The organism is Psychrobacter sp. H7-1, assembly GCF_904846585.1.
Classification (GTDB): Bacteria; Pseudomonadota; Gammaproteobacteria; order Pseudomonadales; family Moraxellaceae; genus Psychrobacter; species Psychrobacter raelei.
Genome location: NZ_CAJHBH010000011.1, coordinates 45671 through 65915, shown reverse-complemented (window position 1 = coordinate 65915; position 20245 = coordinate 45671). Strand labels below are relative to the sequence as shown.

20 protein-coding genes, 2 tRNA genes and 1 pseudogene are annotated in these 20245 nt (G+C 46.9%); 9 read left to right on the top strand and 14 right to left on the bottom strand.

Annotated elements, in window-relative coordinates:
- From JMX92_RS05520 to modB, 4 genes and pseudogenes are all read left to right on the top strand, one after another.
- The coding region (locus JMX92_RS05520) for an IS3 family transposase (RefSeq protein WP_201544390.1) at positions 1-219 on the top strand (219 nt) is incomplete at its 5' end.
- Between the two features lie 30 nt (positions 220-249).
- A pseudogene (locus tag JMX92_RS05515) lies at positions 250-414 on the top strand (integrase core domain-containing protein); the annotation flags it as partial.
- 314 nt (positions 415-728) lie between these two features.
- Positions 729-1655, top strand: coding sequence for a molybdate ABC transporter substrate-binding protein (gene modA, locus JMX92_RS05510; RefSeq protein ID WP_201544388.1), 927 nt, complete (start codon positions 729-731; stop codon positions 1653-1655).
- Positions 1656-1849: 194 nt separating this feature from the next.
- Complete coding sequence (gene modB, locus JMX92_RS05505) at positions 1850-2596, top strand: molybdate ABC transporter permease subunit (protein ID WP_201544386.1); 747 nt, start codon at positions 1850-1852, stop codon at positions 2594-2596.
- 154 nt (positions 2597-2750) lie between these two features.
- On the opposite strand, the gene JMX92_RS05500 is transcribed toward modB, so the two are convergent.
- From JMX92_RS05500 to JMX92_RS05435, 14 genes are all read right to left on the bottom strand, one after another.
- Entirely contained in the window at positions 2751-3266 is a 516-nt protein-coding gene (locus JMX92_RS05500; protein WP_155586718.1) for a molybdenum cofactor biosynthesis protein MoaE, read from the bottom strand.
- Positions 3267-3297: 31 nt separating this feature from the next.
- Positions 3298-3540, bottom strand: a complete 243-nt coding sequence (gene moaD, locus JMX92_RS05495; protein WP_201544380.1) for a molybdopterin converting factor subunit 1 — start codon at positions 3538-3540, stop codon at positions 3298-3300.
- A 205-nt stretch (positions 3541-3745) separates the two neighbouring features.
- On the bottom strand, positions 3746-4312 hold the full coding sequence (gene moaC, locus JMX92_RS05490; RefSeq protein ID WP_201544379.1) for a cyclic pyranopterin monophosphate synthase MoaC: 567 nt from the start codon (positions 4310-4312) through the stop codon (positions 3746-3748).
- Between the two features lie 182 nt (positions 4313-4494).
- Positions 4495-5313, bottom strand: coding sequence for a molybdenum cofactor guanylyltransferase (locus tag JMX92_RS05485; RefSeq protein WP_201544378.1), 819 nt, complete (start codon positions 5311-5313; stop codon positions 4495-4497).
- Between the two features lie 4 nt (positions 5314-5317).
- Positions 5318-5845 carry a molybdenum cofactor biosynthesis protein B gene (moaB, locus tag JMX92_RS05480; RefSeq protein WP_011959511.1) on the bottom strand — a complete coding sequence of 176 codons (528 nt, stop codon included), beginning with the start codon at positions 5843-5845 and terminating at the stop codon, positions 5318-5320.
- A gap of 85 nt (positions 5846-5930) precedes the next feature.
- Positions 5931-7244, bottom strand: coding sequence for a GTP 3',8-cyclase MoaA (gene moaA, locus JMX92_RS05475; protein WP_201544377.1), 1314 nt, complete (start codon positions 7242-7244; stop codon positions 5931-5933).
- A 329-nt stretch (positions 7245-7573) separates the two neighbouring features.
- Positions 7574-8884, bottom strand: a complete 1311-nt coding sequence (glp, locus tag JMX92_RS05470; protein WP_201544376.1) for a gephyrin-like molybdotransferase Glp — start codon at positions 8882-8884, stop codon at positions 7574-7576.
- Positions 8885-8950: 66 nt separating this feature from the next.
- Entirely contained in the window at positions 8951-9616 is a 666-nt protein-coding gene (gene torD / locus JMX92_RS05465; protein ID WP_201544375.1) for a molecular chaperone TorD, read from the bottom strand.
- A gap of 120 nt (positions 9617-9736) precedes the next feature.
- Complete coding sequence (torA, locus tag JMX92_RS05460; RefSeq protein ID WP_201544373.1) at positions 9737-12259, bottom strand: trimethylamine-N-oxide reductase TorA; 2523 nt, start codon at positions 12257-12259, stop codon at positions 9737-9739.
- 56 nt (positions 12260-12315) lie between these two features.
- The gene (torC, locus tag JMX92_RS05455; protein WP_201544371.1) at positions 12316-13551 is read right to left on the bottom strand and encodes a pentaheme c-type cytochrome TorC; all 1236 of its coding nucleotides are present in this window, start codon (positions 13549-13551) and stop codon (positions 12316-12318) included.
- Between the two features lie 154 nt (positions 13552-13705).
- Entirely contained in the window at positions 13706-13858 is a 153-nt protein-coding gene (locus tag JMX92_RS05450) for a periplasmic nitrate reductase, NapE protein (protein WP_083757354.1), read from the bottom strand.
- A gap of 588 nt (positions 13859-14446) precedes the next feature.
- Positions 14447-15415 (bottom strand): IS4 family transposase, encoded by a 969-nt coding sequence (locus JMX92_RS05445; RefSeq protein ID WP_227523112.1) that lies wholly within the window; start codon positions 15413-15415, stop codon positions 14447-14449.
- 572 nt (positions 15416-15987) lie between these two features.
- A tRNA-Gly gene (locus tag JMX92_RS05440) sits at positions 15988-16063 on the bottom strand.
- Positions 16064-16199: 136 nt separating this feature from the next.
- Positions 16200-16275 (bottom strand) — tRNA-Gly (locus JMX92_RS05435).
- A 285-nt stretch (positions 16276-16560) separates the two neighbouring features.
- Here JMX92_RS05435 and JMX92_RS05430 point away from each other — a divergent pair.
- The 5 genes from JMX92_RS05430 to fabF all read left to right on the top strand — a co-directional run bounded on the left by JMX92_RS05430 (position 16561) and on the right by fabF (position 20221).
- Entirely contained in the window at positions 16561-17364 is an 804-nt protein-coding gene (locus JMX92_RS05430) for a M48 family metallopeptidase (protein WP_011959505.1), read from the top strand.
- 221 nt (positions 17365-17585) lie between these two features.
- Entirely contained in the window at positions 17586-17918 is a 333-nt protein-coding gene (locus JMX92_RS05425) for a BolA family protein (RefSeq protein ID WP_201544369.1), read from the top strand.
- A 64-nt stretch (positions 17919-17982) separates the two neighbouring features.
- The gene (locus JMX92_RS05420) at positions 17983-18342 is read left to right on the top strand and encodes a SirB2 family protein (protein ID WP_011959503.1); all 360 of its coding nucleotides are present in this window, start codon (positions 17983-17985) and stop codon (positions 18340-18342) included.
- A gap of 70 nt (positions 18343-18412) precedes the next feature.
- Positions 18413-18823 carry a hypothetical protein gene (locus tag JMX92_RS05415; RefSeq protein WP_110815960.1) on the top strand — a complete coding sequence of 137 codons (411 nt, stop codon included), beginning with the start codon at positions 18413-18415 and terminating at the stop codon, positions 18821-18823.
- A 72-nt stretch (positions 18824-18895) separates the two neighbouring features.
- Entirely contained in the window at positions 18896-20221 is a 1326-nt protein-coding gene (gene fabF, locus JMX92_RS05410) for a beta-ketoacyl-ACP synthase II (RefSeq protein WP_201544367.1), read from the top strand.
- The last annotated feature ends 24 nt before the right edge of the window (positions 20222-20245 follow it).

Below are 20245 nucleotides of genomic sequence, written 5' to 3'. Positions count from 1 at the left end.
ACCCAAGGCAACTGCTTTGACAACGCACCCATAGAAAGCTTCTGGGGCATATTGAAGAACGAGCTAGTATATCACCAAGACTATAAAACAAGGTTTGCAGCTATCAGAGATATCATTGGATATATTGAGTTATATTATAATCAGACTAGGATTCAAAAGGGTTTAGGCTATAAATCGCCAAGACAGGTGTGGTTTGATTATTATCGTCAGGCTGCGTAATCAAAATCTCCCAAGTTTATATATACGGGATTGACGGCAGGGGTCACTGGCGTCAATGATGTTGAACTGGCAACCCTTGAGTGGGTGGACTGGTTTAATAAAACACGATTGCACAGTACAATTGGATATGTGTCACCTTTTGAGTTTGAAAGACGCTATTATGATAATTTAGTCCTGTCAGGCATCGCTGCCTGACTCAAGTAAATCACTCTCCGATATACTCGGGGCGGTTCAGCACTGTAGGTTCTTACTTTCTTGGTCATGGTAACCTACTTATTGAATTCTTAGTTTACCAAGTTTACTTGTACGGTTTCTTCAGCATAGCTCAGTTCTATCTTAGAGGATAATTACATTTTTATTATCCAGATTTACTAAATTAATATCAACTCACAGGATATTTATGCTTCACTAAATATACACCTCCTTACCCGAAAGACTTATACCTAATCCCTGATATTTCATGCAAAATATAGACTTACCCTTTCTTGATCGATAAATATAGGTTGTCTATGACTTCTTCTTTAAAACTTATCGCTACCCTGCCCGCTGTATTTCTGCTGGCCAGTTGCTCTGGCACCAATAACCCTGAAAAAACCGACGACGCCCCGCAGGCTGATAGCAATACCCATAAAGCCCAATCTAGCGAGGTCATGCGCATTGCCGCCGCAGCCAACTTAGCGGGGGTTTTACCGGCAGTGATTGATGCCTATCAAAGCGAAGAAGCTCATAGCCCAGATACTGCAAGTACCCCCAAACCAAAGATTGAAGTGACCTATGCCTCATCGGGCAAGCTGTTTGCACAGATTAACTCCGGCGCCCCTTATGACTTGTTTTTATCCGCTGATCAAGACTTCCCGGCCAAATATGCTCAGCAGCAAGCCGCTGCTAACGTCACTGTACAGCCACCTTTTACCTATGCACGCGGCCAATTGGCGCTGTATAGCAGCAACCAAGATATCAGCACCGTTAAAACCTTAGACACAGCCAGCCTGCAGCAGTTATTCATCACCCAGCCCAATCAAAACAAAATGCCCATTAAAATTACCCTAGCCAATCCAGAGCTGGCACCTTATGGGGCATCGGCCAAAGCCTTTTTACAGCAGCAAGGCATTTATGACAGCCTAAATAGCAATAAAACCATTATCCAAGCAGAGAACATTGGTCAGGCCTTCCAATATGCGCACACCGCCAGTACCGATTATGGGTTTGTGGCGTTATCACAATTGATCAGTGCCAAGGTGGCCCCCTCAAACTATCTAATTCTGCAGCCGGACAGCTATCCGGCCATCTTGCAAGATGGTATCGTGGTAAGTGACAGTGCCGCCGCCATCGACTTTAGCCATTATTTGCAGTCCAAGCCGGCGCAAAAACTGTTTGCAGATGCCGGATACTTGCCGGTAAACGCAGACCACGCCGCCTCTGGCTCAGCAAAGTAGCAAGCATGGTAGCCAGCATAGTAGCCAATATGGTAGCCAGCATAGCAGCAAGCCACATAGATGAGCTAAATTAGCTAAATGACAAGGCCATAACCGTTTAGCGCCCGCTTAGCACTAGGTAAAGCGGGCAAATATTGCTATGCTGTATGAGTCTCTTTCATTTACTGCTTTAAGCCTGTGGTCTTGCTGATTTTATGTCACCTCTGTCGCCTCAACTCTCTGACATGCTGCTTCCGCTATGGTTAAGCCTCAAGCTTGCTGCCATCACCACCTTGTGCCTATTGCTGTTTGCAACTCCGCTGGCCTATTGGCTGGCCAAGCCCTCCTCTAGCAATCTGATCGCGCGTGTCAAAATTATGCTGATGGGCATTATCGCCATGCCCTTGGTGTTACCGCCCACGGTGCTTGGCTTTTATTTGCTGCTGCTGCTCAGCCCCAACTTTGCACTGGGTAAATGGCTTATGGCTCATGACATCGGCGCTCTGGCATTTACCTTTAAAGGCTTAGTGGTGGGCTCTATCATATATTCATTGCCCTTTTATATGCAGCCGGTGTATGCCCAGTTTTTACGCATTCCCAAAAGCGTGAGTGACATGGCACTGCTGCTTGAACCCAGCCGATTGCGCCGATTTACCGCCGTATCCTTACCGCAAGCTAAGACTGGCATTATCTTAGGTAGCCTGATTAGCTTTGCGCATACCATTGGTGAGTTTGGGGTGGTACTGATGATTGGTGGCAGTATCGCCGGAGAGACCAAGGTCATCTCCATTGCCATCTATGAGCAGGTCGAAGCGCTTAACTATGACATGGCACACACCATGTCACTGTTGTTGGTGTTACTGGGTATTATACTGGTGGGTCTGATTGCCAGTATCAATCGTCAGGTCAATGAAGGCTCGTTGACAACAACAAGTCACTCGCCGCCTAAGCCCAAAAGATAACGCCTTGTCGTTAACTCAAAAAAGCAGCTTACGCATCAATCCTTAGCGCATAAAAAATCCAGCATAAGCTGGATTTTTATTAGTTATTGGATCTAAGACTAAGTTTCTTAAATTAACTCTGTTTTATTAGCCATTATTTCTTAACCATTGTCACTTAACCATTGTTACTTAGCCATTTAGAAGGCTCATCTTGGTAATACTCTTGCTTCCATACCGGAATATCGGCCTTAATGGTGTCTAATATCCATTTGCAAGCATCAAAGGCAGGATAACGGTGCTTAGAGGATACCCCGACCCACACCGCCATATCACCAATTTCTAACGCCCCTATGCGATGAATCGCTACCGCATTTTCGATATCAAATAAGCGCTTGGCTTCCTCAATAATCAGTTTGCCTTGGTTAATCGCTAATTTTTCATAACCGTAATAGGTCAGGCGGGTCACTTGGCTGTCGTTATTGTGATTGCGTACCCAGCCCTCAAAGGTGGCCAAAGCGCCGCACTGATCATCTTGCAACATATCTTTTAGACGCTCAGCATCAATGGCCTCATCAAGCAGCGCAAAGCCTTGAGACTGTGCCAGCTGATATACCTCATCTACGCTGTGCGATATGCTACTTGCCTGCTGATGCGGCTGATTGGCCGTGTCCAAAGCAGATTGACTGTCCATGTGTTACTCCAACAATTATTTATCTAAACGGCTAACCACCGGCCACAGGTGGAATAAAGGCAATGGTATCGCCATCATTAATCACATCATCCCAACTGGCAAACTCATCGTTAATGGCCACACGCACCTTGGCAGGCTCAAGCGTAAAGCCGTGTTCTTGTGTTAACTTAGCATAAAGCTCAGGCAAACTTAACTTACCCTCTACGCTTAATTGCTGCTGACCTTGTTGCGCTTTTTCTGCCAAGCTTGCAAAAAACAAAACCGTAATATTCATAGTGTACTCAGCCTATTTAGTCGCTTTTTAGTGATACAAAAAATTATTGATATAAAAAAACAGTTTAACGCTATTTGAGTAGTCGTTATTTTATTGGTATCTGGCCACACCTGTTGGATGCTCCTAACATACCGACCAGTGACAGCTACCTCATTTATTTAGCGTCAAAGCAAATTCAATCCAACCCAACCCATTTTAAGCTCAGCTAAGCGCTTTGATAGTCAGACTTACCACCGGTCTTAGTCACCAAGCGCATGTCATCGATAATAATATCGTGCGATAACGCCTTGGTCATATCATAAATAGTCAAGCAGGCCACACTCACCGCCGTTAACGCTTCCATCTCCACCCCAGTCTTATGGGTGACGCGCACTGTGGAGGTAACTTTGATGGCGCATGCCTCATCCTCATAGCTAAAGCTTAAGCCCACCTTATCAAGTGGCAGCGGATGACACAGTGGGATTAAATCATGAGTGCGTTTGGCGGCCATAATGCCGGCGATATGAGCCGTCTGAGTGATGCTGCCCTTCTTGGTCATGCCATCGGCCGCTTTTATCTGACTATAGATGTCTTGTGGAAATACCACAAAACCCTGTGCCACCGCTTCACGCGTGGTCACTGTCTTATGGCCCACATCCACCATATGAATATCACCATCGGCATCTAAGTGCGATAGCTTGTGGGCATGCGTTTGCACAGAATTGCTTGCTAAATCTGGCGTGCTTTGTTCAGAAGTTAATTCTGAGTTGGATTCAGAGTTTAATAGTGACATAAGAGCTTTGACCTAAAATGTTCAGCTTAACTGGGTTAAATTTTATTGAGAAAGTGGCTATAGCTTGCAACAGCTTTGAATAACCTTAGCTTTGAATAACCTTGGCTGGTTTCAATATTCAACATTTAATATTCGGCATTTAACATTTAACATTTAATAGTCGATAACCGTACGAGCTTTATTTACAACTGCTCACAAGCCAGTTGAAACTGCTGCGGGGTGTTTAAGTTAGAGCGCGTGTACCAAGCTTGCGGCATGGGCAACGACTGGCTGATGGGGTGAATAAAGCGCATCACTCGGCGCTCGCCGCTGTCTAAATAAGACTTTAGTGATGCGACCAGACTTAACTGATACAAGCCCAATAACGGATAGTCTCGCTCGTTATCGGCCAGACAATACATTTGCGGCTGTGCATTATCCTCATTAACGGCATCAACACTGCTTGATACGCTTTGAGCCTTTTTTTCAGTCAGATACTGCCAAATATCAACGCCATTCACTAAGCTATCGCAGCTGACCACCAGCATCCATTGTGAGCCAGCGTCAGAGTGGCTACCTATATCAGTAAAGCGACTATCCGTCTGGTTATCTTGCAACAACTGCTGCATGCCGGCCAAGATAGCGCCCAGTGGCCCTGCTGAATGTTTCTCATTGGCCTTGGCCTTAGCTTTAGCCTCTAACGAGCGGCTGCTCGGCTGATAATCGGTAATATGACGAATACCGCCCGCTGTATTACCGCCCTCGTTATTAGCAACACTGTGCTCATCAAAAATATTGTGCTCGGCCTGTATGTGCGTAGCAAACCCCTGCCCGTTATCAGCAATTAAAACTGGCACCCCAAGCTGCGACGCACTGCGCACATGATACTGTAGCAAGGTGTCACCACAAGGCAGCTTTAATAGCGCCTTAGGTGAGCCCATACGCGTCGATAAGCCGCCGGCGAGGATAACCACCCCCGCTAAAGGCTTTGCGTCCAGTCTGCGCAGCAAGGCGTCTGCCATATAATTAATCGTGGCCTGGGTTAACGCGCATTAAATGCGGCACAAAGTTACAAGGGCCAGTGCGGCTGTCTAACTGATCTTTGATAATCTTGGTCCACCCCGTACGGCAAGCGCCTGATGAGCCTGGCAGACAGAAAATCACTGTGTTATTGGCCATACCGGCAATAGCGCGCGATTGCACCGTTGACATGCCAATCTCATCTTTAGAGATCAAACGGAACATCTCACCAAAGCCATCGATTTTTTTGTCAAATAACACGCTGACCGCTTCAGGCATGCTGTCACGGATATAAAACCCCGTGCCGCCCGTGGTCATCACCGCATGCACCTCAGGATCAGCAATCCAGCCACTGATCACGGCTCGGATTTTGTAAATATCATCGGTGATTAACTGACGATCAGCCAGATTGTGCCCCGCTTCTTGCAGCGAGTCCACCAGATACTGACCTGACGTATCTTGCTCTAACGTACGGCTATCAGAGACGGTCAATACCGCCACATTTAACGGAGTAAATACTTTTTCTTTTGACATAAAAGCGCCTTAAATAACAGGGAAAACAATTAAGATTTAAACAGATGGCTTTGAAACGTACCTTTTGGCTTAGCCGCCAACCCTGTTAACCACCAATCATCGATAAGTTGTGCATAATGCCGCTGTTGGATTCTGCCAAATGATGGTGCTCAGGTTTTATCGGCATAAATTCATGGAGTTTTTGTACCAGACCCGCCACATCTTGCTGCTGTAAATATTGACGGATATCGTAGTTGCCTTGATCAAATAAGCACAAATGCACCTTACCCAGGCTGCTGACCCGCAGTCGATTACAGCTGTCACAAAAGTGCGCCGCATAGGGGGCAATCATGCCAATACGGCCCACATAATCGGGGTGAGTGTACTCTATGGCTGGGCCATCATTTTGGCCTCTATCCTGCGCTTGCCAGCCATGACTTAGCAAATAATCGGTGATCAGCGCTGACTGTGCATGCTGCGCAAAAAACAGATCACTGTTGTCAGTGGTCTGCATAAACTCGATAAAGCGGTAGGTGACCGGACGCGTTTTGACATAGTCTAAGGCCGCAAGCAGACTGTCGTAAGCGGTCTCTTCCATCAAGATGCCATTGAGCTTTAGCTTAATATCAGTCGTCTCTAGCAGCGTATTCATGTCCTGTAGCAGCTGCGGCAACATATCAAAACCAGTCATTTGCTTAAACGTGGCCGGATCAAAGCTATCGACACTGATGTTTAATTGATCAAGGCCGGCTTGTTGCCAATTGGCGATGTGCTTGCCCAGTTTATAGCCATTGCTGGTCATCGCCACAGTTTGGATGCCGGGCGTGGCTTTGACTTGCTCAATAATTTGAGTGACATCTTTTCGGATAGACGGCTCGCCACCGGTTAAACGCACCTTTTTTGTGCCCACTTGAGCAAAGGCCTTAATCAATACCTCAATCTCTTGCAAAGTCAGCTCATTATCCGGACGCTTGCCTTGATAGCCATTGGGCAGACAATAGCCACAGCGAAAATTACAAAAATCAGTAATCGACAGGCGCAAATAGGTCAAGCGACGTGAGAAGCCATCGGTCAATAGAGCATCATTGTCATTGGTTTGGGGCACGTGACTGCTCACAGAGGCAGCCGCTGAGCCTTTGGTAGATCTTAGTGTGGTCAAGGTACTGCGCGCAAGCTGGGTAAAGGGCGACATAAAGTCAGCTGGCTTTATCGCTTTTGGCCAAGCAAAAGAGGCGCTTGCAGCAGAGGGTATGGCAGAGTGGGTAAGCGCATTGATAGAGTTAACAGTAGGATGCAAGAGCGCATGAGCAGATGACAGCGGAACATGACCATCAAACATAACTGAATTGGGGGAAGGTGTGTATAGCCTAGCTTTCCCTAGGTTGGAATTAAGAAGGGTCATATGGGGTACCGTAGTCATTAGTAGTGAATGTGCTCTAAGCGTTGCCTCAGGTTGTGAATGAAAACTTAAAAAAGTTGCGATAACGTCATTATAACAGGTTACGGCCTAATAGATACTTACCCTAAAGGAAGCCCTGCTAAAGGCCAGATACCTCTTTAGGAGTATTGATGTTAGAAGTATTGATGGTGGTTAAAGCTATTGATGACGGTTAAAGGTGTTTCTGATAGTGACCGCTATTTAATAAACAAATATTAGATAAGCGCTATAACCAAGCACAGCGCCTAGCTAGGGCATATATAGCACCTAGATAGCGCTTATATAGCGCACAGCCAGTTCCCTCAAGCCCATTAGCTCCAAGGAAACAGCTGCACCGTCACCTGTTCACCGGCGCTCATACTGCCAGACTGCTGGGGCAACACAATCAGACAATTAGCATGGCTTAACTGCTTGATGCGGTGTGAATCTTGTTTGCCAGCAGGGGTCACCACATACTCCCCTGCCTCATTTTGACTGACAATACCGCGCTGAAAATCGGCGCGGCCTGGCGACTTTTTGACATCGCTAGACAAGGTCGCAGTAACGGTCAATGGCAGCGGCATATCTGCCACATCGATACCCGATAAGCGCCATAAGGCAGGAATGATAAATTGCAAACTGCCCACCACAGACGATAACGGATTACCGGGCAGTCCAAAGTATAACACTGGCACCGAAAGGTCTTTGTTTAATTCACCAAACACAAAAGGCTTGCCCGGCTTCATCGCCACTTTGTAGTGGTTAATCTGCCCTAAGTCTTCAATCACAGTGGTTAAAAAGTCATAATCACCCACCGATACCCCAGCGGTTGAGATCACCACATCACACTCTTGCATCGCCGTTAATACCGCCTGCTTGGTGCGCTCTAAGTCATCGGGGATGATGCCATAATCATGAATCTGTATGGGCAAATGCGCAAGCATACTCTTGAGGGTTGGCGTATTAGAGTTGTAAATCTGGGCCAAGCTTTGTAGCGGCTCACCGACCGCGACCAGCTCATCTCCTGTGGCTAAGATACCCACCGTCAGCGGCTGATACACCTCGACTTGGGCCACGCCCAAATTGGCAAGTAAGCTAATATCAGCAGGGTTCAAGCGTTTGCCAGCGTGCAGCACCACCTCACCGGATTCAATCTCCTCGCCTTGGCGGCGGATATTATTGCCGGCCACCGCCGTTTTGGTGAGCTGAATCTGATAGCTTTGGGATTTATCAATGCCGTCTTTGATAGCCGCAAAATTGGTGTTCTCTTGCATCACCACGGTATCACAGTCGCTGGGCACGACGGCTCCGGTAAAAATACGCACGCCTTGGCCTGGCTGTAATTGTATCTCACTAGTTACACTACTGCCGCTAAAAGGTGCGCCAGCTTGTGACTCGCCCACAATCTCAATGTAACTGCCCGCGTCAAGAGTACTGCCACCGGCAAGCGCATAGCCGTCCATGGCCGATAAATTCTGACGCGGCACATCAAAGGGCGAGATGATATCGGTCGCTAAAATATGATGCTGACTGGCCAATAGATCACGGCGCTCAGTGGTGCGCTGCGTCAAGCTTGAATCGGTTTGATTGTAACTATTAATACGCTTAGTAATGGCAGCTTGTAGCTCAGCAACAGTGATCATAAATACGCTCTCTTTGATTAATCGGGTTATTCACAGGCTTAATAAGTCCTAACATCATACCCCATTCTACTCGGCCTCGGCCATGTCTTCCAAGGCTTGTCTGTCTTCTTGTACAAAATGCAGCAGCAAGTCAATGATGGCGGGATACACTTGGGTTTTTACCCGAATGTGTTGGCAACGCGCCGCAAACTTAGGCAGCCAGCTGAGCAAAGCATCCTCTAAAAAATGCTGTTGCTGTACAGCCATCTCGATGAGGTTCGCCTGCTCATCGACGCTGCTTTTAATCCACAGGTTCATCACTTGCAAATAAATACTTAAATGATCTTTGGGCTCACGAAACTCAGGGTGTAGGTCGAGCTTATGACTGGCCAAAAACTCACTCATTTGCTGCGCCGGCTTGCCATAAAGCATCTGATCGGACTCAAGATAATAAGAGGCGTACGGCGGCGCACTTTGATGACCACTTAATAAAAACAGGTGGGCAAAGTCCGCAGCGAGCTCTAATGCTCTATCTGGCGCTGGGATAACGTGTAGATTATCCAGTGCTGTTTGTAGCGCCGCACTTTGCGGCTCAAGATTAAGATCACTAAAAGCGGCATGCAGGCTTGGGTATTGGGCTTGCAGCTGCGTTAAATTGGTCTTAGTTAACTCACGGGCGAACAGCTCGGCAAACCAGCGATAAAGCGTGGCACGGGCAGTATTGGCTGCCTGCCATTGTTGACTATTATTCATTTTAATTCCATTACACTAAAGAGTTATGGGTGGTCGCAACAAGCGGCATAACCACAAAGTAAGGGCCCTGCTTAGCGCTTAAGCAAAGCCCTTGTCAGCACTGACCGCTTATATCAGCAACTAGCCTTTGTCTTCTGCCGCTGGCGTGCCGTCTGGATTGACATAAGTGGGACCACCAAAGGAGGTCACCGCTGGCGCTTTGCCGATGAATTTTTCAATCTCAACCAAGCAGGTATTGGCACTTGGGCCCTGCGCCAACATCGAAGTCCCGATATCTAAGGTCAAGGTATTGGGATCTCCATAGGTATCCAGGGCGCCAATTTCAGGGCCGGTCGGGCCATACCAAGCGCCTTCTTGAATACGAATGACGCCAGGTGGGAAGTTATCAGAGATGACGGCGCCTGCAAGCAGCTGCCCTCGGTCATTAAACACACGGACTAAGTCACCATCGCTAATCCCTCTTGCTCTGGCATCTTCAGGGCCGATATAGCAAGGTTCACGGTCTTGAACGGTATACGTAGCACGGCGCTCCTCAGACTCACAGGTCTGTGAGTGCAAGCGGGTGTCTGGGTGCACCGATTGTAGCCATAACGGATACTTATCTGAGCCTGGGCCACCGTGTGAGCGCTCGGCTTTTTCCATCCAAATAGGATGACCTTTACAGTCTGCATAACCGTAGCTGGCAATCTTGCGGCTGCTGATCTCGATAAAGCCTGATGGTGTGCCCAGTGCGTTGACTTCAGGGTCTTCACGGAAGTCTGCGTGACGTACCCAGTTTTCCCCTTCTGGGAACAACACATAGCCTTTTTCCCAGAACTCTTTGAACTCCGGCATAAAGAAGTCTTTTTTTAGGTTCTCAGCACGGCAGTCCTCATAAATCTGCTCAATCCACTGCATCTCATTCATCGCCCGGCTATACTCAAGCTCGCGGCCCATACGCTTGGTGAACTCATACCAGATTTCAAAGTCAGACTTAGAGTGGTACAAGGGGTCTACCAGCTTGTGCATCGCAATCACGCCTCGGTTACTGTACGAGCCATAAGCGTCAATGTCGTTACGCTCATAAGGGGTACAGGCCGGCAATACGATATCAGCGAAGCGGCAGGTGGCGGTCCAGTTATAATCAACGGATACCACAGTCTCCATATTGCGATAGCCTTTTTTCATGCGGTTGCGATCTTGGTGACGGTGCCACTGGTTACTGCCCGTAAAGATTCCCATTTTCAGCGGTGGTAGGGTCACTTCATGGCCATTGAAGTTAATCTTCTTGCCAGGCTCAAGCAGACAATCCACCATACGCGCGACCGGAATGACAGAGCTGTAGCCATTATAATTGTTATTGTCATACTTAGGCTTACGGCCAGTGTCTAAGTTTAGTGGGAACGCGCCTGGCATAGAGGCGCCAGAGGTCGGCACACCCACAGAGCTGTAGTGGTGTGAATAACTGATACCACCGCCTGGCAGACCTATTTGACCCAGCATCGCTGCGATAATCGCCCCCATCCAATACGGCTGCTCACCGTGCTGCTGACGCTGAATGGCCCAGCCAAAGCAAAGCTGAGTACGGTTTTTGGCCATTTTACGTGCCAATTCGCGAATTCTATCGGCTTTTACGCCGCAGATTTTCTCAGCCCACTCAGGGGTCTTATCCACCTTGTCTTCGGTCTTACCCATCAAGTAAGGGGTGAATTCTTCTAGCCCCAACGCATACATGTCGATGAACTTTTTGTCATACAGCTTCTCGGTGTATAACGTGTGCGCCAGACCCAGCATAAATGCCACGTCTGTCATAGGGTTGACGAATTGATGCTCACACTCTAGGTAGTTTTGCGTCTTGCTCTTTACCGGATCGATACAGATGACTTCGATCTCTTTGTTGCGAACCTTGTCACGCAAGATCTCGTAGTATTCATAAGCTTCGTGGGTCTCAGTGTTCCAGCCGACCTGTAAGTTTTTGATCGGGTCGTTGGCCCAGAAGATAATCACTTTGGCATTTTCTAAAATCAGTGGCCAAGACGTGCCTTGCGAATACACCTCAGTGGAACCTAAGATATATGGCAAAATCATCTGACCGGCGCCAGTTGAGTAATCCCCTGCTGTCCCTACACTGTGGCCGTGCATGGCGATGGCACGCAGCATATGGTTACCACAGCTGTGCACGTTACCTACCGAGCGCCAGCCCACGTTCGCGGTGTGTAGTGCCCAAGGCCCGTAGTCTTTTTGAATGCGCTCAAGCTCTTGATACAAGATGTCTAACGCTTCATCCCAGCTGACACGCACAAAGCGGTTGTCGCCGCGCTGTGAGGTGTCGCTGTTTTGACGGTTTTTGTACCAGTCGACGCGAATCATCGGATAGCGTACCCGTGAAGGGCTGTAGATAATGCCCGGTACGCCATCTAAAATCTTAGTGGGATATTGATCAAACTCAAATGGTTTGATTTCCACCAGCTTGTCCGCCTCGACTCGAGCACGAAAAGCACCCCAGTGTGCGCCGGACATTTTCCAGCCACTAAAGTCCTGCGGTTTGTCACCTGTGGCTGAGGTCAATACGCTGTCATCGGCCAACAGCGGCGTAGGGAGTAGCGCCGTACCCGACAAAGCCGCCAGCGATTTTAAAAAGCCCCTGCGATTGATATTTTTCATAATATAACCCTTATTATTCTGCCTATTCTTGTGTGTCTTATTATGCGCATGGTGCCTTATGGACGAGCCATCTGAGGCGTATTCTCAGGTGAGCCTGGGGCATTTTTGGCACCCGCAAAGTCAGATGAGTTCAGCTGTAGGTATTTGAGTACTAAGCCGCCAGTATCTGCGTCAAGGTTGGTAAATCCAACCATACCACTCCATAGCCCTGGCCACTGGTTGGCATCATGTGAGGCTGGGTTTGGTTGACGGTGACACACACTACAGTTCTCTGCATAAGTCTGTCCGGCGATGTCCCAAGCGGGCTCTAGACTCTTCATTAATAGGCCATCTTCTACCCAGAAGGTACCGCTGACTTTTTGCCATTCAAGACCGGTTAAAGGATCCTCTTTGGACTCTTTTACCTTCACAATACTCTCATCACGAGACAGCTCTTTTTCAATGACGGCATCGACAATGTTTAGGCCAAAGTGGGTGTACCAAACTCGGCCGAAGCCCTTGTTCTTACGCCACATATCCAGCTCAATTTGAGTCATGCCTTTTTCGTGGGCAATAACTTTTGCAGGAGCCGCCACTTCAATGGTGCCCGCTTGCTTGGTTTTTTCAGCATCTAAATATAAAGGTTGCGGCACGATGTTATAGTAAGTCTCGCCCACATTAATCTTGGTGCTGCCCGCCTCAGATACCAAAGAGTCGAACGCGGGGTTGTGCATGCCTTCCATAACTGGTAATTCGTGCGCAATCCCTTTGTGACAGTCAACACAGCTGGCATCACGCTCAGCGGCGCTACGCATAATCATCTGTGAGGTCACGCGCATTTTGCTAAAGTCCATGCTGTCATAGTCGTGACAAGCGCGGCACTCTTTTGAGTTGTTCGCCTTAAACCGAGCCCATTCACGCTGCGCCAATACCCCGCGGTGTGCCAAGAACTTATCGCGTGTACCGATATCGCCCATAACGTGTGACAACACTTCACGCGAGGCCTGCATCTTACGGGCAATCTTATCAGTAAACTGGTGTGGCACGTGACAATCTTGACACTCAGCACGCACCCCAGTGCGGTTTTGCCAATGCACCGTTTTTTGTAGCTCAGGCAGCATGTTGTCTTTCATGGTATGACAAGACAAACAGAACTCTTCGCTATTTGTCGCTTCTAGCGCTGAGTTAAAGCCTGCCCAAAACCATACCCCGCCTACGAAGCCGATGATAATTAATACACCAAGCCCAATTTTTGCAGCCGGTTTAAATAGAAGCTGACGCAGCCAACCAAATAGGCGTTTAATTGCGTTCATGATGATTCCTTGCCATTGTTTGCATCAATTACTATCCGTAAATAGCTCGCTCGCTGATTAGGTGCTTGATGCCTTTTAATAATCAGTAATGCGCATTGGCCAAAGCCGATACGCGCTCATTGATAGCCCATTTATCTTAATAAACTGGCTGCATTTACGTGGGTGGTCCCCAAAAAAACATCTGGCCAAACCACACAATAAAGCCATACGCACAGACAAATAATATGGCCAAAAATGGCAAGGCGATAAAAGACATAAGTAGCGCGGTAAGCCACTCACGCTTGATGGGTTGCTCTTTTGATTGCATACAACTCCCCTTTTTGTTTCTTTATTTTCGATAATGTTTCTTGTCGATAATGACTGCTGATTGGCTAATGGCTGTCTGATAGCGGCTAACCGATAAGGTCAAAGATGACGACCCGTCAGTGTTAATAATTCATAAGCGCGAGAAGGCTTACTGTGACGGCAGATAGCAATTGCCGTTGGAGATAACATTGCTTAGCCAATAAATGAGGCGCGGTATTGGAGCAGAAGGCTTTAAGACGCGCTAAGCGCAGTCCTTGCGAATGCGCTGTAACCACATAAAGTTTAAAAACTATAAATGTTACTTTATGTAATCTTTAATTTTAAACTAAACTTATGATTAATATAAGTTTAGATAGATTAAAGCGACGCTGACAGCCTGTGATAAAACTCGATGACGCTGTGACAGTTATCCAATCTATTTGGCTTGTCTGATAATCACTTATTTTTTGTGCCCTGACCGCATATAGTTATAAAATATATATACAATTTGATAATATCCTTATTATAATTAAGGTAATAGTAAATAGCCACCAAATTTTGCCATTTTTGTGAAAAGTTGCTTAATTTTTCTCTGCACACGACAAAAAAATCATCCCCACCCGATTTTCATAGGTTTAGGGGTTAAAAAGCTAACTAACTGTCGAAATACAGTCTTATCATTGTTAAAGAACACCAAGTGAAGGCCCTCAATCAACACATCCAGGCCAAGCGCAAACAAACTGGCTTGAGGTCGAGCGTTTGACTTTAACTTGCGCTTTAACGGCTTATCTTTGTCTTTATAAATACCGACATGATAAGCCCAACAAAATGCTAAGGCGTTCACTGCGACTAATTTACTGACCCGATCAAGATGGGTTAAGTGGGTATCTTCAAGATTAAAGCCACGGCCCTTTAGACAAGCAAATAAAGTCTCAATTTCCCAACGCTTAGCATAGCTTGTCATCGCATCCACTGTTTCTAGTTGATTGGTTGCGACAATCACTAAACCATAGTCTTTATCACGCTTGGCAAATACTCGAACCAAACAACCATCGACAGTCAGTATTCGCCCATGTCGATATGTTTCTTGGTGGCTAACATGGCGTAATAACTCTTTAATCTGTACCAACTTGCCATGATGATTCTTAACTTTACTGTTCTTCTTAATCCGTATGGCAAAGGGTATGTGATTATTGGTGAGCCAGTTAAACCATTTTTCGCCAACAAACTCTCTGTCTGCTACTATCATCTCAAGGTTATCTTTGCCAAATTGTTTGATAAACCGCTCAATAAGTTCACAGCGTTCAAGATGGTTTGTATTACCTCGCTTATCTAGCATTTGCCAGTATAAGGGGATGGCTATCCCTTTATATACCACCCCTAGCATAAAGATGTTGAGGTTACTTTTACCCCATTTCCAGTTGGTGCGGTCAATGGTTAAGGTGAGTTTGCCTAGCCCAAATAGTCGATATATCATTAAAGCCAGTTGATCGTAGTCTATCCTCGCTTCGGCAAAAAATCGCTGTAGTCTGCGATAGTGACTGTCGGTCTTGCCACCCTTAGGAAGGTGTCTTGCTATTTTTTTTAAGATTACTGCTTTGAGCAGTAATCAGGGCTATTATCATTAGGCTCAAACATGTGATTCTTGCCTTGTTCATACTCAGGTTTTGGGTTAAAGTTTCACTAAGTCTGTTAAAGTTTGGCATGGTCTGATTCGTCTTAAAAATTACTATTATGCCTTTGCTTTAACAGACTTTTTTGTTTTTTTGTCGTGTGCAGAGTTAATTTTTATAGAAAAACACCAAGCATAAATATTTCTAATTTGTGAACGAAATAGTAAGGTTGTATTGCACATCGTGTGTATTTCGCAAAACTGCTATAAACACACCCCGTCAGGCAGCGTTGTTGTATGGATGAGTAGATGTATGGATGAGTAGGTATGTGGGTGGTTAGAGGTATGGACGGTTAGGTATGTGGCTGGGTAGATAAAGTGAGATAGAAAGAGAGTAAGATAGAAAGAGATACGTAATTAAAAAATATCGAATAGACTGGGTGTGAGTAGTAGATGGGATCAGACAGGCTCAAAAATTGGGCATAAAAAAAGCCCCACATAGTGAATATGTGGGGCTTTTTTTGCTCTAAGAGCGAATTTGGAGCGGGAAACGAGATTCGAACTCGCGACCCCGACCTTGGCAAGGTCGTGCTCTACCAGCTGAGCTATTCCCGCATTTGGTAAGATCGTGCTGACTAGCTAAGACAGGTATTATAGATTAAAAATAGAATCTGTCAATACCGGCCGTTTGAAACGTGTGCTTAAGGCTAAAATAACGTATTACTAAATAGGTAATCGTATTAAAGCAAATTGGAGCGGGAAACGAGATTCGAACTCGCGACCCCGACCTTGGCAAGGTCGTGCTCTACCAGCTGAGCTATTCCCGCTTAATCAGTCGCTTAGACCATAGTCATTGCTGCGTCTTGATAGGTGGGCTATTATAGATTAATTTTGTACAGTGTCAACACTTTTTTTTGGTTTATCGCATTTTTTCGGTTGAAAGGCGAAAAATTCTGTCAAACCGTAACTCTACATTTACAATAAACCGCTGTTTTATTACCTTACCAGACATAAAATTTCGTTACTATAGCGACAATATTGATGACTTGGATACTCATTGCGCCTTGGCTATTAATGGCTTGCGCAGTACTTTCCTTATTGAGAGGATAATAATGAAAAACTTTTTAATTCGCAGCACCCTTGCCGCCTCTTTATCGGTTATGGCATTAACCGGCTGTAGCTCAACCACCAATTCAGGCCTTATCGGCAGTGACCGTCAGCAGCTGTTATTGGTCTCAAGCGATCAAGTACTACAAATGTCAGCGCAAAGTTACAATCAGCTGCTGCAAGAAGCAAGCAAACAAAAAGTACTCGATACCAATGCCGCCCAGCTTGCCCGCCTAAACAGCATTGCACGTAAGCTCATTCCACAAGCAGAAGCTTACCGCGGTGATGCCAAAAACTGGCAGTGGGAAGTGCATACCATTAACTCACCTGAGTTGAATGCTTTTGTGTTACCCGGTGGTAAAATCATGTTTTACTCAGGCATTATCGATAAGCTAAAGCTGACTGATGCTGAGATTGCCGCCATTATGGGCCACGAAATGGCACACGCCTTACGTGAACATGCCCGTGAGCGTATGTCGAGTCAATATGCTACCCAGACCGGCATTGGCCTTGCCGCCAGCATCTTTGGTCTATCACAAGGTCAAGCTGAGCTGGCCAATATTGCCGGTGATCTAGGTATTGCCCGTCCGCACAGCCGCACCCAAGAGTCAGAAGCGGATCAGATCGGTCTGGTGCTGATGGCCAAAGCTGGCTATGATCCAAATGCGGCCATCAGCCTATGGAAAAAAATGCAGGCAGCCAGCCAAGGCGAGCCACCACAATTCTTAAGCACTCACCCTTCAAGCTCTAGCCGTATTGCTACCTTGCAAGCGCTTATCCCCCAAGTAATGCCTTACTACAAAAAGTAAGCGCTTAACCTACCCTGCTACGCTTATTATAACCACAGCCAACTGCCTTGCATTGGCTGTTTTTTTGTCCAAATAACGCCTCAGTGATAAACTCGTAGCAATTTGTTTGCACTTGTACACTGGAGTATAAGACCCATTAACTGCTAATATAGGCATATTAAAACTGTGCACATTTAAATTAATGACCACAGTTATAGGCCGTATCGTTTAGGAGATATACTTTGCAAGTTCATAAGCAGCTTATTGAACGTCTTAACGCACTTAGCCCTACGCATGTCGATCTGGTTAACGAGTCTATGAATCATGCCGGCTATTTTGAAGGCAAAGAAAGCCACTTTAAACTCACCATAGTCAGCCCTGAGTTTGTGTCAAAAAGAGCCGTGGCACGTCACCAGCTCATCTATGCACAGGCCGGTGAGTTAATGACCTCTCAAGGTGGCAGCATTCATGCCCTAGCGATTCATGCGTATACCCCTGAAGAGTGGGATAGCTTATTACAAGAGCAGCAATCTGTACCTGCTAGCCCCTTGTGTGCAGGACAAAACAAAGGTTAGCGTCTTTATTTTGGCTTAAATCTAATTATCTATACCGTCCCATACCCGTCGGCTTGAGGAACTTATGAAACACATGCACATGTTGATGGCCTTTATAACCATTGCATTATTTTTGTGGCAAAGTTATTTGGTGTTGGCCAAAGGTGAGCGTTTCGATAAAAAAGGCAAAATTGCCACTCACATTGTCTACACGTTATTGATTATTTCAGGCGCAATCACGGTGATGCCACTTCTGTCTACTGGGGCGCCCTTACAGTGGGTGGCGGCCAAAATTATATTACTCCTTGCGGCAATAAGTGCTAGTATTAAGGCCTTTAGAGCCACAGCGACAGTTGCACAAAGTAAGGCGGGCATCTTCATTGCCTTAGTGGCTTATATCGGTATTGTTACCTTAGCTTTCGTAAAACCGGGTAACTTTTTTTAGCCGTTAACAAGTTAGCCGTTAACACAATGGTTACCCCGCGACGAACCCAACAGCAAATCTAGGAACCCTTATGCCAAAACTTACTCTTAATGCGCTACTGGCCTCAAGTGCTCTGCTCGGCACCTTGGTATTAACCGGCTGTGCCAGCACTGGCAATGTCACCCCGCAGTACATTCCGCCCAGCACCTATCAAAACTATGACTGTGCAAGCTTGTCTCAAGAATACAATCGAATCAACTCTTATATTAATAATGAAAAATCCAGCGCTTCGGGCATCACGACCACAGGTGTGGGCGTCGGTGTATCGGCAGGACGCTGGGGCATTTCACCCAACATAAATATCGGCCTGGGCAAAAGCAATAACAATGCTGCCCGTGATGCCAAGCTCTCTCGTCTTTATGGCGAAAGCGATGCGGTCGTACAATCTGCCCGTATCAAAAACTGTGCCTTTGCGGCCAAATTAAAGGTGTATGGTGAATAAACACCAACATTAAACAAAAACTAGGCAATAAATAAACAACAAAGCCAAAGCTAAGGATAAGGCGATACCATCATGAGTCTACCTATAAATAATAATAATCCAACAACCAAAGCCCCCCATTATGAGCGCAGCGACCATCAACGTGTGGTCATCACAGGCATGGGCGCCATCACGCCTCTTGCCCTGGATGTGGACAGCACTTGGCAGCGCCTCATTGCGGGTGAAAGTGGTATTAAGCCCATTACCCATTTTGATGCGTCTACTTATCGCTCACAATTTGCCGGTACTATTGAAGGCTTCGATGTCAACCAATATATGGCCGTAAAAGAAGCACGCCGTTATGACAGCTTCGTCCACTACGGCGTAGCGGCAGCGGGTATGGCCTTAAAACAAGCCGGTTTTATCGATACCCTGTCTGCTGAGCCTGCTCCAGTGCAAAACGTAGACCCTGATCGCTTCGGTGCCATCATTGGCTCAGGTATCGGTGGTATCCAGATTATCGAGGACAACCGCGATGCGCTGGCCAATCAAGGCGTGCGCCGTGTGTCTCCGTTTTGCTTGCCAGGCACCATTATCAATATGGCCTCAGGTATGGTGGCCATTAAGCACAACTTACGTGGCCCAAACTTAGCCACTGCCACTGCATGTACCTCAGCCTCACACGCCATTGGTCTGGCCGCCCGTCTTATCGCTTATGGCGACTGTGATGTGATGCTCGCTGGCGGTAGCGAAAAAGGCTCAAGCCCGCTGGGTATGGCAGGTTTTGCTGCAATGGGCGCTTTGTCTACCCGCAATGATGAGCCAACTCGTGCCAGCCGTCCATTTGATAAGGACCGTGATGGCTTCGTATTGGGTGATGGCTCAGGGGTACTGGTGTTAGAAAGCTTGGCCCATGCCAAAGCACGCGGCGCTAAAATCTTAGCAGAGCTTGTGGGCTTCGGTATGAGCGATGATGCGCATCATATCACTGCGCCGCCGACCGATGGTAACGGTGCTGCCCGCTCTATGGTTATGGCCATCAATGATGCGGGTATTAAGCCCTGTGACATTGGCTATATCAATGCGCACGGTACCAGTACCCCAGCCGGTGATATCGCTGAGTCCCAAGCCATCGAGACCGTCTTTGAAGCCTGTAAAGACAGCATCTTGGTCAGCTCCACTAAGTCTATGACCGGACATCTACTGGGCGCTGCCGGGGCTATTGAAGCGGTATTTAGTGTTAAGGCTCTATTAGAGCAAGAAGTGCCGCCCACCATTAACCTTGATAATGTCGATGAGCAGTGCCGTCTGGACTATGTGGCGCACAAAGCCCGCTCTGTCACAGATCTTAATTACACCATGTCCAATAGCTTTGGCTTTGGCGGTACCAATGGTACATTAATCTTCGGGCGCTGGTAGAGTAGCTTTACACGCCTGCTGCTT